This window comes from Pseudomonas sp. B21-059 (assembly GCF_026016285.1).
GTDB lineage: Bacteria > Pseudomonadota > Gammaproteobacteria > Pseudomonadales > Pseudomonadaceae > Aquipseudomonas > Aquipseudomonas danubii.
This window is the reverse complement of sequence record NZ_CP087201.1, coordinates 5,137,946-5,151,051: the sequence shown is the minus strand read 5'-3', so window position 1 is coordinate 5,151,051 and position 13,106 is coordinate 5,137,946. Positions and strand designations below refer to the sequence as shown.

At 59.2% G+C, this 13,106-nt stretch carries 13 protein-coding genes and 1 pseudogene; 8 read left to right on the top strand and 6 right to left on the bottom strand.

Annotation, left to right across the window (positions count from 1 at the left end):
* Positions 1-47: 47 nt before the first annotated feature.
* Complete coding sequence (locus LOY69_RS22720; RefSeq protein WP_110651428.1) at positions 48-992, bottom strand: alpha/beta hydrolase; 945 nt, start codon at positions 990-992, stop codon at positions 48-50.
* A 213-nt stretch (positions 993-1,205) separates the two neighbouring features.
* On the opposite strand from LOY69_RS22720, the gene fadD2 reads away from it, so the two are divergent.
* Positions 1,206-2,894 carry a long-chain-fatty-acid--CoA ligase FadD2 gene (gene fadD2 / locus LOY69_RS22715; RefSeq protein ID WP_265073621.1) on the top strand — a complete coding sequence of 563 codons (1,689 nt, stop codon included), beginning with the start codon at positions 1,206-1,208 and terminating at the stop codon, positions 2,892-2,894.
* Positions 2,895-3,233: 339 nt separating this feature from the next.
* A complete protein-coding gene (fadD1, locus tag LOY69_RS22710) occupies positions 3,234-4,922 on the top strand; it encodes a long-chain-fatty-acid--CoA ligase FadD1 (protein ID WP_102860615.1) in 1,689 nt (562 codons plus the stop codon).
* A gap of 67 nt (positions 4,923-4,989) precedes the next feature.
* Here fadD1 and LOY69_RS22705 read toward each other — a convergent pair whose 3' ends face one another.
* Entirely contained in the window at positions 4,990-5,367 is a 378-nt protein-coding gene (locus LOY69_RS22705; RefSeq protein WP_110594821.1) for a hypothetical protein, read from the bottom strand.
* A 212-nt stretch (positions 5,368-5,579) separates the two neighbouring features.
* On the opposite strand from LOY69_RS22705, the gene LOY69_RS22700 reads away from it, so the two are divergent.
* The 3 genes from LOY69_RS22700 to def all read left to right on the top strand — a co-directional run bounded on the left by LOY69_RS22700 (position 5,580) and on the right by def (position 7,446).
* Complete coding sequence (locus LOY69_RS22700) at positions 5,580-5,771, top strand: CsbD family protein (protein ID WP_110594819.1); 192 nt, start codon at positions 5,580-5,582, stop codon at positions 5,769-5,771.
* A 188-nt stretch (positions 5,772-5,959) separates the two neighbouring features.
* On the top strand, positions 5,960-6,904 hold the full coding sequence (locus LOY69_RS22695; protein ID WP_102860618.1) for a YihY/virulence factor BrkB family protein: 945 nt from the start codon (positions 5,960-5,962) through the stop codon (positions 6,902-6,904).
* 2 nt (positions 6,905-6,906) lie between these two features.
* Positions 6,907-7,446, top strand: a complete 540-nt coding sequence (gene def, locus LOY69_RS22690; protein WP_265073620.1) for a peptide deformylase — start codon at positions 6,907-6,909, stop codon at positions 7,444-7,446.
* Positions 7,447-7,455: 9 nt separating this feature from the next.
* On the opposite strand, the gene LOY69_RS22685 is transcribed toward def, so the two are convergent.
* Together LOY69_RS22685 and gstA are read right to left on the bottom strand one after the other, a co-directional pair.
* Complete coding sequence (locus LOY69_RS22685; RefSeq protein ID WP_110594815.1) at positions 7,456-7,881, bottom strand: GNAT family N-acetyltransferase; 426 nt, start codon at positions 7,879-7,881, stop codon at positions 7,456-7,458.
* Between the two features lie 323 nt (positions 7,882-8,204).
* The gene (gstA, locus tag LOY69_RS22680) at positions 8,205-8,807 is read right to left on the bottom strand and encodes a glutathione transferase GstA (RefSeq protein ID WP_102880644.1); all 603 of its coding nucleotides are present in this window, start codon (positions 8,805-8,807) and stop codon (positions 8,205-8,207) included.
* 97 nt (positions 8,808-8,904) lie between these two features.
* On the opposite strand from gstA, the gene LOY69_RS22675 reads away from it, so the two are divergent.
* From LOY69_RS22675 to LOY69_RS30650, 3 genes and pseudogenes are all read left to right on the top strand, one after another.
* The gene (locus LOY69_RS22675; protein ID WP_265073619.1) at positions 8,905-9,765 is read left to right on the top strand and encodes a LysR family transcriptional regulator; all 861 of its coding nucleotides are present in this window, start codon (positions 8,905-8,907) and stop codon (positions 9,763-9,765) included.
* A 527-nt stretch (positions 9,766-10,292) separates the two neighbouring features.
* Positions 10,293-11,069, top strand: a pseudogene (locus tag LOY69_RS30655) (PAS domain-containing protein); the annotation flags it as partial.
* A gap of 3 nt (positions 11,070-11,072) precedes the next feature.
* A complete protein-coding gene (locus LOY69_RS30650; RefSeq protein ID WP_258010334.1) occupies positions 11,073-11,609 on the top strand; it encodes a methyl-accepting chemotaxis protein in 537 nt (178 codons plus the stop codon).
* Between the two features lie 63 nt (positions 11,610-11,672).
* On the opposite strand, the gene LOY69_RS22660 is transcribed toward LOY69_RS30650, so the two are convergent.
* On the bottom strand, positions 11,673-12,179 hold the full coding sequence (locus LOY69_RS22660; protein WP_102880641.1) for a hypothetical protein: 507 nt from the start codon (positions 12,177-12,179) through the stop codon (positions 11,673-11,675).
* Between the two features lie 182 nt (positions 12,180-12,361).
* Entirely contained in the window at positions 12,362-13,105 is a 744-nt protein-coding gene (locus tag LOY69_RS22655) for an NAD-dependent epimerase/dehydratase family protein (RefSeq protein ID WP_102880640.1), read from the bottom strand.
* Position 13,106: the final 1 nt, after the last annotated feature.

The window sequence follows — 13,106 nt, the reverse complement described above, 5'->3', positions numbered from 1 at the left end:
GCTGAAATCCTCTGACAGGTAAATGAGCGCACTGACCGCGCCGTCGCTTACTCCGACCGTGGAGGCCGGCGGTGTTGCAGCGCTTGGTCCAGCCAGGCCAGTACGTCGTGGGTCACTTGATCACGGTTGCTTTCGTTGAACAGCTCATGACGTGCCTGCGGGTAGATATTGAGTTGCAGGCACTGGCTGCCGGCCTCGCGCAATGCGTTGGCCAGATCCTTGAGACGCTTGCCATCGCTCACCGGATCACATTCTCCGCCCATGACCAACAACGGTAGGCCGGGATCGATCTGCGCCAGGTTGGAAATCTTGCTGATTTGCTGCAGGCCACCGAGCAGGTCGATCCACAGCTGGTTGGTGCAGCGATAGCCACACAGCGGGTCGTTCACGTACTTGTCGACTTCGGCCGGGTCGCGGCTGAGCCAGTCGAAGGCGGTGCGATTGGGCTTGAAGGCCTTGTTGAAGGAGCCGAACGACAGCCACTCGATCAGTGCGCTGCGTCCCTGGCCGCCCTGGCGCCAGCGTTCGAACCGCGCGATCAGGCTGGCGGCGCGGTACAGGGCCACTGGCTGGAAGTTCGAGCCGCTGAGAATCGCCCCGTGGAGGCTGGCGCTGTGATGTTGCAGGTAGGCCTGGGCGATGTAGCTGCCCATGCTGTGGCCCAACAGCACGATGGGCGTGCCAGGGTGTTGCTGGCCGATGTGCTGGTTGAGGCTGGCCAGGTCGCCGACGACCTTGTTCCAGCCACCCTGGTCTGCGTAGTGGCCGAGGACCCCGTATTCCGCGCTTTTACCGTGGCCGCGTTGATCCGGGGCATAGATTCCATAACCCTCGGCGCACAGGGCCTCGGCCAGGCGAGCATAACGCCCGCTGTGCTCGGCCATGCCGTGGGACAGCAGGATGAGTGCCTTGAGCGGGCGCTCGGGCAGCCACAGGTTGACGAAGAGGCGTTGGTGATCACTCGTGGTCAACCAGAACGTGTCGTGGGTCATGGCGATTCCTTTGCACGAAGACGCTGCACTTTATAGCGTATCGCCGCGTGTGCGTCTGATGCGCACGCCTGTTGGAAGCAAGATTCATAAAATTAATGACACACTTGCGCATATTTGCCTGATTCACCATAGCTGCTAACGTCCGAGGAGCCCCGCCGCTGACAGCGTTACAGAGGCGGCCCGGACCGTTCAGGTAATGAGAGGACAAGAATAATGCAACCTGATTTCTGGAATGATAAACGCCCCGCCGGCGTCCCTAACGAGATTGACCTGGGGGCCTTCAAGTCGGTGATCGAGGTGTTTGAGCGTTCCTGCAAGAAATTTGCTGATCGCCCAGCCTTCAGCAATATGGGGGTGACCCTCACCTACGCCGAGCTGGAACGCTACAGCGCGGCCTTTGCCGGTTATCTGCAAAGCCATACCGATCTGGTTCCGGGGGATCGTATTGCGGTGCAGATGCCCAACGTTTTGCAGTACCCGATCGCGGTCTTCGGTGCGCTGCGGGCCGGTCTGGTGGTGGTCAACACCAATCCGCTGTACACCGCCAGGGAGATGCGTCATCAGTTCAAGGACTCAGGAGCCCGGGCCCTGGTCTACCTGAATGTCTTCGGGCAGAAGGTCCAGGAAGTTTTAGGGGATACCGATATCCAGTTCCTGATCGAGGCCAAGATGGGCGACCTGATGCCCACCGCCAAGGGCTGGTTGGTCAACCTGGTGGTGGACAAGGTCAAGAAGATGGTCCCGGCCTATCACTTGCCCCAGGCCATTTCCTTCAAGAGTGCCCTGCGCCTGGGGCGTGGCCAGGGGATCAAGCCGCTGCAGGTGGGGCTCGATGATGTTGCCGTGTTGCAGTACACCGGCGGTACCACCGGCCTGGCCAAGGGCGCGATGCTGACCCACGGCAACCTGGTGGCCAACATGCAGCAGGCCCGGGCCTGCCTCGGCCAGCATGGGCCCGACGGTCATAGCCAGTGGCGTGAAGGGCAGGAAGTGATGATCGCGCCGCTGCCGCTGTACCACATCTATGCCTTCACCGCGAACTGCATGTGCATGATGGTCACGGGCAACCACAACGTGCTGATCAGCAATCCGCGGGATATCGGCGCCTTTATCAAGGAACTGAAGAACTGGCGTTTTTCCGCCTTGCTGGGGCTCAACACGCTGTTCGTGGCCCTGATGGATCACCCGGAATTCAAGAACCTGGATTTTTCCAACCTCAAGCTGACCAACTCCGGTGGCACGGCCTTGGTCAAGGCCACGGCTGAGCGCTGGCAGAAACTCACCGGCTGCCGGATCACCGAAGGTTATGGCCTCACCGAAACCTCGCCGGTGGCCTGCACCAACCCTTATGGCGACCGCTCGCGGTTGGGTACGGTCGGTCTGCCAGTGCCGGGCACCACCTTGAAGGTCATCGATGACCAGGGCACCGAGCTGCCGCTGGGCGAGCGTGGCGAGCTGTGCATCAAGGGACCACAGATCATGAAGGGCTACTGGAACAAGCCGGAGGCCACGGCCGAAGTGCTGGATGCCGAGGGTTGGTTCAAGTCCGGCGATATTGCAGTGATCGATCCCGATGGTTTCGTGCGCATCGTTGATCGTAAGAAGGACATGATCATCGTCTCGGGTTTCAACGTTTACCCCAACGAGATCGAAGATGTGGTCATGGCTCACCCCAAGGTCGCCAACTGCGCGGTGATCGGGGTGCCGGACGAACGTTCCGGCGAGGCGGTGAAGCTGTTTGTGGTGCCTCGTGAGGCGGGGGTCAGCCTTGAAGAGCTCAAGGCCTACTGCAAGGAGAATTTCACGGGGTACAAAGTGCCCAAGCACATCGTGCTGCGTGAGTCTCTGCCGATGACGCCTGTGGGCAAGATCCTGCGTCGCGAGCTGCGCGACATCGCCTGATCCCTGGCTTTTTCCATCGCGGGCAAGCCTGTTGGCTCAACGGGCTTGCCCGCGATGCATTCTGGGGACGCAAAGCCCCGTGCCAGAGCGGAATTCAAGGTTGTAGAATCTTTACTCTAAAAATGACCATTGGAATGTCTTGAGTCATAAATGTGACTATTGAGGCCTTTTTTGGCTCTAGGCGGCCTTTTCCAAAGCTGCTACTCTCGGCGCGCTTTGTGACTTCTCGGCCTAAGTAAAAGCCAGACTCACCAACAATAGACACCAATAAAAAACACAGACAAATAATAATCGCATCAAATGCGGTGATGAATTCGCGTTGCTGAGGAGTGGGCTTCCATGATCGAAGACTTTTGGAAGGATAAGTACCCAGCTGGGATTGCTGCCGATATCAATCCTGACGAGTATCCGAATATTCAGGCGGTGTTGAAGCAGTCCTGCCAACGTTTTGCTAACAAACCGGCCTTTAGCAACCTCGGCAAGACAATCACTTACGGTGAACTGTACGAACTGTCTGGGGCCTTCGCCGCGTACCTGCAGCAGCATACCGATTTGCAGCCTGGCGATCGAATCGCCCTGCAGTTGCCCAACCTGTTGCAATACCCGATTGCGGTGTTCGGTGCCATACGCGCCGGCCTGATCGTGGTCAACACCAACCCGCTGTACACCGCGCGGGAGATGGAGCACCAGTTCAACGACTCTGGAGCCAAGGCTCTGGTTTGCCTGGCCAACATGGCCCACCTGGCAGAGACCGTGGTCCCCAAAACCTCGGTCAAGCACGTGATCATCACCGAAGTGGCGGACCTTTTGCCCACCTTCAAGCGTGTGCTGATCAACAGTGTGGTCAAGTACGTGAAGAAGATGGTGCCGGCTTATCACTTGCCCCAGGCCGTCAAGTTCAATGAGGTGCTGAGCAAGGGCCACGGCCAGCCAGTACAGGAAGCCAACCCTGCCAGCGGCGACGTGGCGGTACTGCAATACACCGGCGGTACCACCGGCGTGGCCAAGGGGGCGATGCTGACCCATCGCAATCTGGTGGCCAACATGCTGCAGTGCAAGGCGCTGATGGGCTCCAACCTCAATGAAGGTTGCGAGATCCTCATCACTCCGCTGCCGCTGTACCACATCTATGCGTTCACCTTCCATTGCATGGCCATCATGCTCATGGGCAACCACAACATCCTGATCAGTAACCCGCGGGATCTGCCGGCGATGGTCAAGGAACTGTCGAAGTGGAAGTTCAGCGGTTTTGTCGGTCTCAACACCCTGTTCGTTGCCCTGTGCAACAACGAAGCGTTCCGCAAACTGGATTTTTCCGCGCTCAAAGTCACGCTGTCCGGGGGCATGGCCCTGCAACTGGCGGCCGCCGAGCGTTGGAAGTCGGTCACCAATTGCTCGATCTGTGAAGGCTACGGCATGACCGAGACCAGTCCGGTGGCCACGGTCAACCCGATCCAGAACATCCAGATCGGCACCATCGGCATTCCAGTGCCTTCGACCTTGTGTCGGGTGATCAACGACGCGGGCGACGAACTGCCCCTCGGGGAAGTGGGTGAACTGTGCGTGAAGGGCCCGCAGGTGATGAAGGGCTATTGGCAGCGTCAGGACGCTACTGACGAAGTCCTCAGCGACGGCTGGTTGAAGACCGGTGACATCGCCCTGATTCAGCCGGACGGCTATATCCGCATCGTCGACCGCAAGAAGGACATGATCCTGGTCTCGGGTTTCAACGTGTACCCCAACGAACTGGAAGACGTCCTGGCTTCCCTGCCGGGGGTCCTGCAGTGCGCAGCGATCGGCGTACCGGACGAGAAGTCTGGCGAGATCATCAAGATCTTCATCGTCGCCAAGCCAGGCGTGACCCTGACCAAGGAGCAGGTGATGGAACACATGCGCGCCAATGTCACCGGCTACAAGGTGCCCAAGGCCGTGGAGTTCCGCGATGCGCTGCCGACCACCAACGTCGGCAAGATCCTGCGCCGTGAACTGCGTGACGAAGAGTTGAAGAAGCTCGGCGTGAAGAAGTAAGCCGCAGCATCCACAAAAAAGCCCCGCCAGTGCGGGGCTTTTTCATGGGGTCGTAACTTGTGCCGGCTTACTGCTGGAACTGGGCAAAGTTCACGCCGGTGCCGGCCGGGCGCACGTCCTTGAGGAAGGAGTCCTTGTCGGCACTCAACTCCAGGCTCAGGGCGGCCTTGCGCTTGCCTTCATTGCGGATCACCAGGCCTTCCATCTTTTCCCGCAGGAACACGGTCGGCACTTTCAGGTGCAGCAACTGGTTGGTGTCCGGGGTGTGCAGCAGCAGGTGCACCCATTCGTACTGACCAATGGCCAGACGGGTCACCAGGATATCGAACCACCAGATATTGCGATTGCGGTTCAGTTCCGCGAAATGGCAGTTGTTGACGCCCAGCACCGCACCGCCCAGTTCCTGGTTTCTACGGGCAATGGCCTGCTTTTTATCGAGTTTCATAACATTCCTACGGGGATTGGATCTTCAGTGCTTGGCCTGAACAGGTCGAGCATTCTCCCGGGTTGCCCGACAAACATAAAGGGCAACCTCGGGCCTGCGATGAAATGCCTGACGAAAAATAATTGAAACTCTGCGCAACGGCCACGAGTCAACCTTGGGTAACGACGCAAATCCTCTTTGTTTGATCAATGAATGTTCTACGGAGAAATACCATGGGCAGCACAGCAGATAAGGCAAAAGGTCTGGCCAACGAAGCCATCGGCAACGTCAAGCAGGGTGTCGGCAAGGCCACCGACAACCCCAAACTGCAGGCAGAGGGCAAGTTGCAGGAGAAGAAAGGCGAAGCCCAGCAAGCCCTTGGCAAGACCAAGGATGCAGTGAAAAAGACCATCGACAAGGCCTGAGTACGAGGCCTTCGATGATGCACCGCAGCGGCCATCCTCGGATGGCCGTTTTCATGTGTGCGTTACCGTCGAGGACCCGTAATCAGCCCGTGCGAATGGTTGCGGTTCGCCAACTAGGCTAATTTGTTGTAGAAAACGCCCCCTGAGTCGCCATCGACTTCAACCTTTTTGCGGCGAAAGGAGACGCTATGATTTTTCCGGACCTCAAAGGTTTGCCCCTGCACCGTGTGCTGATCCGCACGGTCAATGAATTCATCGCGGACGAGATGTCCACCTATGCCTCGGCGCTGGCCTACCAGATGCTGTTCTCGCTGTTCCCCTTCATCCTGTTTCTCATTGCCCTGATCGGTTTCCTGCATCTGCCGGACTTCTTTACCTGGCTGCGCCTGCAATCGGAACTGGTGCTGCCGCCCCAGGCCCTGGAGCAGGTGAATCCGGTGATCGATCAATTGCAACAGTCCAAGGGCGGATTGCTCTCCGTGGGTATCGTCATCGCCCTGTGGACCGCCTCGGCGGGCGTGCGCCTGATGATGAGCGCAATGAACGCTGCCTACGATGTGGTCGAGGGCCGGCCGATCTGGAAGCGCTTTCCGCTGTCGGTGTTCTATACCGTGGGCATTGCCGGCATGCTCCTGGCCGCGGCAGCCCTGATGGTACTGGGGCCCCAGGTGATGACCTGGCTGGCTGGGCAGGTGGGTCTGGAAGAGTTCATCGTCACCCTGTGGACCATCCTGCGCTGGCCGGTGATCGTGCTGCTGATGATGGTGGCCGTGGCCCTGATGTACTACGTGATGCCCGATGTGAAGCAGAAGTTTCGCTTCATCACGCCGGGCTCGGTGCTGGCGGTGGTGGTCTGGATTGTCGCGTCCCTGGGTTTTGCCTACTACGTGAAAACCTTCGCTAACTACAACGCCATGTATGGCAGTATCGGCGCGATCATCGTGTTGCTGCTGTACTTCTACATCTCTGCTGCAGTGCTGTTGCTGGGGGCGGAGATGAACGCGGTGATCGAACACATGTCGGCCGAAGGCAAGGAACCTGGCGAAAAGGACTTTGACGGGCCCGGCGATAAACAACACGTATCGGGACTGGGCCGGGATCACTCGCGCCATCCGACCACTGACGAAGCCTGAACATGATCCGTGAAATCCTCAAAATGGGCGATGAACGCCTGCTGCGTATTGCGCCCCCGGTGGCGCCCGAGATGTTCGACAGCCCCGAGCTGTGGCAACTGATCGACGATATGTTCCAGACCATGGAAAGTGTCGGTGGCGTTGGCCTGGCAGCACCGCAGATCGGTGTCGATCTGCAACTGGTGATCTTCGGCTTCGAGCACAGCGAACGTTATCCGGAGGCGGAGGCAGTGCCTCAGACCATCCTCATCAACCCCCTGATCACGTCCTTGAGTCCGCAGCTGGAAGAGGGCTGGGAAGGTTGTCTCTCGGTGCCGGGGCTGCGGGGCGCGGTGCAGCGCTACCAGCACATTCGCTATGAAGGCTTCAGTCCCAAGGGCGAGCCTATCGTGCGTGTGGCCTCGGGCTTTCATGCCCGGGTGGTGCAGCATGAGTGCGATCACTTGATCGGGCGGCTGTACCCGTCGCGGATCAGTGATTTCAGCAAGTTCGGTTTCACCGAGGTGCTGTTTCCCGACCTCGATCCCAACGCTGACGCGTAACGCCCAAGCTTACGGACCCAGGCAAACGCTGTCGGTCCCCATGGCCAGCAGCGGCTTGCTGCGTTGATAGCGAGCCAGCCGTTCGGCCAGCGGCTGGGGTAATCGGGTCGCGGTGGAAAAACTCATGCGCTGATACAAAGTTTCCAGGTCCGGGTGACAGAACAGCCAGACTGGCCCTTCGACCTGCTTCAGCGCCCGCTCCACCAACTGTCCGGCCAGCCCCTGGCCGCGGTGGTCGGGGGCGACGAACAAACCCGTTAGCCAATGTCCCTGGGCCACCGGGGTCAGGCTCATTCCGGCGACGATCCCCTCGTTCCTGGCCACCCAGAGCTGGCCTGCGGACGAGGCCCGCATGGGCGACTGGTGCTGGCGATAGAACTTGTTCAGCAAGGGGCGCGCGGCCTCGGCAAGGAGGCAGATCTGGAGGCTGGACATGGCTTTCCGGGATTGCAACAGGGAGCGGCGGATTATAAAGGAACCCCCGGCCGCTATAGGTGCTATACCTGAGTCCTATCCCGCAGCAGTGGAGTAAAGATCATGTCCAAAGGTATGAACGCCAAGAAAAATGCCAAGAAGAAACCGGCAAAGAGCGCAGACGAGAAGCGCGCCGAGAAAAAGGCCAAGAAAACCGAAGTGAACATCTTCGGCCATTGATCAATTTGACGAAGCCCGCAACGCGGGCTTCGTTTTATCCCTCCTAGAATGGCAGGCGCGGGTTCTGCCTGTTCAGCGCGACTTCTCCATTTGCTGTTTCGAACCTACGCCAGCTCCACCGCCAATGCCTCCCGCACCGCCGGCCGCTGCTCGACCCGGGCCTGGAACTTCGCCAGTGCCGGCCAGGCTCCCAGATCAATGGCAAACAGCGCAGTCCAGCGCAGCACGGTGAACAGATAGGCATCGGCGATGCCGAACTGTCCGCCTTGCAGATAATCCTGGCGCTCCAGGGTCTGCTCCAACAGGGCAAAGCGTTTGAACAGCTTCTGCCGGAACACCTCCTTCACACTGTCATCGAGCCCTGGGTTGAACAGCCAGCCCATGATCCCGTGAACTTCGCTGGTGATGAAGTTCAGGGTTTCCTGCAGGCGTACCCGTTGCCAGCTGCCATTGGCCGCCGCCAATCCGGCCTCGGGCTTGAGGTCTGCCAGGTATTGCAGGATCGCCGGGCCTTCGGTGAGCACTTCGCCGTTGTCCAGCTGCAGGGCGGCCACGTAGCCCTTGGGGTTGAGGGTGAGGAAATCCTGGCCGTCGGCGGTGCGCTTGCTGCGATTGTCGACGCGGATGGCGTCGAACGGCAGTTGCAGTTCCCGCAGCACGATATGGGAGGCCAGGGAGCAGGCTTGAGGGGCGTAGTAGAGTTTCATCGGCAGGTCTCTGGTTGATGTTCGAGCCAGTGTCGGGGCAGCACTGGCATGGGTAAAATTAATCTTTCAGAAAATGGCCATAAGGATAGCTACTGCCATGATGAACCTGATGCATTGGCGCTTGCTGGTGGCGATAGCCGAGTGCGGCACCATCACCCGGGCCGCCGAACAGGTGGGCATGACCCAGTCCGGGGCCAGTCAGGCCTTGGCCCAGATGGAAGACATGCTGGGCGTGCAACTGTTCATTCGGGAAAGCCGCCAGGCTTTGCCCACGGCAATCGGTCTACAGGTGCTGGAGCAGGCCCGGGTGATGCTCGGAGCCCTGGCCCAGGTTCGCCGACAAGTGGACACGGCCCGGGGCATCCTCCAGGGCAGTTTGCGCCTGGCGGGCTTTCCCATGGTCCTGGCGAGCTTCCTGCCACCGGTGCTGCGACGTTTCAAGCAACTGTACCCGGGGATCGAGGTGGTGCAGTTGGAGGTCAGCGACGATGAGGTCGAAGCCCTGTTGGAGGCGCAACTGGTGGATCTGGGAGTGGTACTGAATCCGCCTCCCGAGCGTCGTTCGTGGTTGCTGGGTGTCGATTCGTGGGTGGCCGTGCTGCCCCAGGATCACCCCTGGCTGGCCCCGACCATCGAACTTGAAGCCTTGCTGGCGCAGCCTTTTATCCTGGCCACTGGCGGCTGCTCGGTGAATGCCCGCAGCCTGGCGCTTGAAGCTGGAGTGTCGTTGGCGGATGTGCGGATCGAAGTGCGCGAGTGGAAGAGCGCATTCAGCCTGGTGCGTGAACGTTTGGGGGTGACCCTGGTGCCCGAGAGCACCTTGCCTGAACAGCGCCAGGGATTGCGGGTGCTGCCTTTGAGTTGCGCGATCGAGCGCCAGTTCGCCCTGGTGGCGGCGCCGGGGCGGGAGTCGAACGGACTGGTTCAGGCCTTTGTGCAGATGCTTGCTCGGGCCTAGTCGGCGGGGGGTTCCTGGCGAGTCATGTTTATGCCTTGATTGAGACTTTTCGCGAAGGCTTGAGAGGCATTTACAAGTTGTGAAAACAGAATGACTGGTGACCTTGCATAGAGTCGGCGTCTGTCTATGCTTAATTGTGAAAAAGCGTATCGGTCGCTTTTTCAACCACTGTCTCGTGATGTTTCAGCCTTATAACGGCTGTTTGTGGAATGTTCATCCGGGCACGAAATTGACGTCATGAATAAAGACGAGAGTGCGCATTTAGAGGCACCGCAGGATCAGGAGTAATTAATTAGATGGAATTTCTTTTCTTTGTTAGGTCCGACCCGACAGCGGGTCATCAAGAAAAGGATGGCTTGATAAGAGCGTTGCAACATTGACTCTCCGATTAAACATCATTTGTCACCTGACACTTCCTTTCTCATATGGAGAGAGGCGCTTGCCCTGTTAATGGAACGTTGTGGTGGATCAGTTGAAAGACTAGAAACTTCCGTCAATCAAAAGACAGCGTTGAAGGTGATACAACCATGTTTAACCTACATCACAAGGCAGACCTTCTAGAGATCGAGCGCTTTAATTGTGCGTTGACCGAGGCCAATGCCAAGTTGGCGGCGATCAGTCATTCCATGGCGATGATCGAGTTCTCTCCCGATGGCATCGTGCTCGACGCCAACGAAAACTTTTGCAAGGCCATGGGCTATTCCGCGGAAGAAATACGCGGCAAGCATCACCGGATCTTCTGTGAGGAAGCGTTCTACCGCAGTGAGGAGTACGCCAAGTTGTGGCGTGATCTGGGCCGGGGTGAACCTGTCAGCGGCACCTTCCTGCGGCTGAACAAGCGCGGCCAGGAGATCTGGCTCGAAGCCAGCTACATGCCGGTGTTCGATGCCGAGCGTCAGGTCAAGAGTGTGATCAAGGTGGCTTCGGACATCTCCGAGCGCATCCATCTGGAACATGAAAACCAGAGTCTGTTGAACGCCATTGGCCGCTCCATGGCAATCATCGAATTCACCCCGGATGGCAAGATAGTTGCCGCCAACGACAACTTCCTCAAGACCATGCAGTACTCCCTGAATGAAATACTCGGTCAGCACCACAGCATGTTCTGTCATCGCTCTGAAGCCGAGTCTGCCGAGTACAAACAGTTCTGGGCCTCGTTGAACCGTGGTGAATACCATTCCCACCGTTTCGAGCGGGAAAACAAGTACGGCCAGACCGTGTTCCTCGAGGCTTCCTACAACCCGCTGTTCGACACCAAGGGGCGCTTGTACAAGGTGGTCAAGTTCGCCAGCGATATCACCCAGCAAGTGACCACTCTGCAATCTGCCGCCGAATCGGCCCACAGTACCTCGGTGCAGAATGATGCCTGCGCCCAGAAGGGCTCGGAGGTGGTGCAACAGACGGTGGGGATCATTCAGCAGATTTCCCACGACCTGAACGAAGCCGCCCGCAGCATTGATGCGGTCAGCAAACAATCGGAGATCATCGGCAGCATAGTCCAGACCATTCGCGGGATTGCCGACCAGACCAACCTGCTGGCGCTCAATGCAGCCATCGAGGCGGCCCGGGCCGGCGAGCATGGACGGGGGTTCGCGGTGGTGGCGGACGAGGTACGCAGCCTGGCGGCACGCACCAGCCAGGCGACGGTGGAGATCGTCGAGGTGGTGCGCAAGAACCACGACCTGTCCATGAGCGCGGTCACCAGCATGCAGTCGAGCCTGAGTCGTACCGGACTTGGGGTCGAGCTGGCCAATGAGGCGGGGGAGGTGATTCTGGAGATTCAGCAGGGCTCAAGGCATGTGGTGGATGCCATCAGCCAGTTCAATTCGACCTTGCAGCTGTAGCCGCGCTTTTCCTTCGGATACAAAAAAGGGTTCCCATGCAGGGAACCCTTTTTGTTGGCGCTGTTACAACGCAGCGAGGAACTTCTCGTCGATCGGCTTGGCGCTGTCCTTGGCCTCTTTCTCTTCCTTGGCCAACTGCATCTTGTCTTGCAGGCGCTGGGCGATTTCCTGGTTGATCGTCAGTTGCCGTTCAGGCGGCAGGTTCCTCAGGTCTTCTTCGGTCAGCCCCATATCCTTGAGGATGCTGTCGCGCAGACGCTGTTCGGGCGTCTTGCTCATGTAGTCCTTGAACTCGCTCAAGGCACCGGTTTCCGTGGCGCTGGTGGCCTGTGGCGTGCTGGTGGCGGGCGGCGTGGCCTGGAGCAGGACACGGGTCTTGGCGAACGCTGCATTGACGTTGTCGTCCACGGTATTGCCTTGCAGGCTGGACTGGGACGTCGGCACGGTCACGGAGTTCTGGGCCTGCTGCAGCATGCCGCTGTACAGCGCGCTGGCGGCAGCGGTGGTCGGGTCCATATCGGTGCGCGAGGTGGGCTGCACCGAAACGGATTTCTGGGCGTTGACCAACATGATCGGGAACCTGTGTGAGAGAACTAGGCTGAAGTTTTAGCAAGTTCCATGCCGATACTTTAGTCATTGAATATCAGGGGGTTAGGGCAATTGTTCTCAGCGGGTGGCCAGTAAGCGGACAAGTCTTGCCGCTTCCTGGCAATTGCCGCCCGCCTGTTTGCCGAGGGGCGGCGATCAGCGTCTCAGTAAGTGATGGGAATGCCGAAATGCTCCTGGAAGGCATCGTCCACAGGCTCGTACCCCAGGATCTTGGTGGTTTCGCTGAGGTCCAGGCGCTTGAAGCGGTTGTTGGATATGCCATGGCCGATCAGGAACTGCACCCCGGGGGTTTCTACCGCTCGCTGCAGCAGTTGCACAGCGTCCCGAGGGCTGAGCCAGGCGCTCAGGTCGCGGGTGGTGGTCAGTTCGTGGTGTTGCGGGTCCTCGAACGCCCCTATGCGCAGGGCGATGCAGGACAGCCCGCGCCGGGCTGCATAAAAGGCACACAGGGCTTCGCCATAACATTTGCTCACACCGTAGAGGTTGGCCGGCATCACCGGCATGCCCGGGGTGATCTGCCGGTCCACCGGGTAGCCTTCGATGGTCTGGGCGCTGCTGGCGAACACCAGGCGCCGGCAACCGGCGTTCACTGCGGCCTCGAACAGGTAGGTGGTGGCGAGGATGTTGTTGGGCAGCAGTTCGTCGAAACCGGCAGTGGCGTGGGGGATGCCGGCCAGGTGCACGATGACGTCGATCCCCGGCAGCAGGCGGCTGATGGCTTGCGGGTCATCAAGGTCCAGGCGCACGAAACGGTGGGGCGCCGGGATGTCGAAGTCCGGCTCGACGCGGTCAGTGAGGGTGAAGCGATGGCGCTCCTGGGAGCCCTGGAAAAACACTTTGCCGATCCTGCCGCAGGCGCCGGTCAGTAGTACGTTGAGTCCATCCATG

Excerpts from the sequence above, each read along its gene's own strand:
- LOY69_RS22655 (WP_102880640.1), bottom strand. The coding sequence starts at position 13,105 with ATGGATGGACTCAACGTACTACTGACCGGCGCCTGCGGCAGGATCGGC.
- LOY69_RS22720 (WP_110651428.1), bottom strand. The coding sequence starts at position 992 with ATGACCCACGACACGTTCTGGTTGACCACGAGTGATCACCAACGCCTC.
- LOY69_RS22685 (WP_110594815.1), bottom strand. The coding sequence starts at position 7,881 with ATGTCCAGCCTCCAGATCTGCCTCCTTGCCGAGGCCGCGCGCCCCTTG.
- fadD2 (WP_265073621.1), top strand. The coding sequence starts at position 1,206 with ATGCAACCTGATTTCTGGAATGATAAACGCCCCGCCGGCGTCCCTAAC.
- LOY69_RS22700 (WP_110594819.1), top strand. The coding sequence starts at position 5,580 with ATGGGCAGCACAGCAGATAAGGCAAAAGGTCTGGCCAACGAAGCCATC.
- LOY69_RS22675 (WP_265073619.1), top strand. The coding sequence starts at position 8,905 with ATGATGAACCTGATGCATTGGCGCTTGCTGGTGGCGATAGCCGAGTGC.
- LOY69_RS22695 (WP_102860618.1), top strand. The coding sequence starts at position 5,960 with ATGATTTTTCCGGACCTCAAAGGTTTGCCCCTGCACCGTGTGCTGATC.
- LOY69_RS22660 (WP_102880641.1), bottom strand. The coding sequence starts at position 12,179 with ATGTTGGTCAACGCCCAGAAATCCGTTTCGGTGCAGCCCACCTCGCGC.
- def (WP_265073620.1), top strand. The coding sequence starts at position 6,907 with ATGATCCGTGAAATCCTCAAAATGGGCGATGAACGCCTGCTGCGTATT.
- fadD1 (WP_102860615.1), top strand. The coding sequence starts at position 3,234 with ATGATCGAAGACTTTTGGAAGGATAAGTACCCAGCTGGGATTGCTGCC.
- gstA (WP_102880644.1), bottom strand. The coding sequence starts at position 8,807 with ATGAAACTCTACTACGCCCCTCAAGCCTGCTCCCTGGCCTCCCATATC.
- LOY69_RS22705 (WP_110594821.1), bottom strand. The coding sequence starts at position 5,367 with ATGAAACTCGATAAAAAGCAGGCCATTGCCCGTAGAAACCAGGAACTG.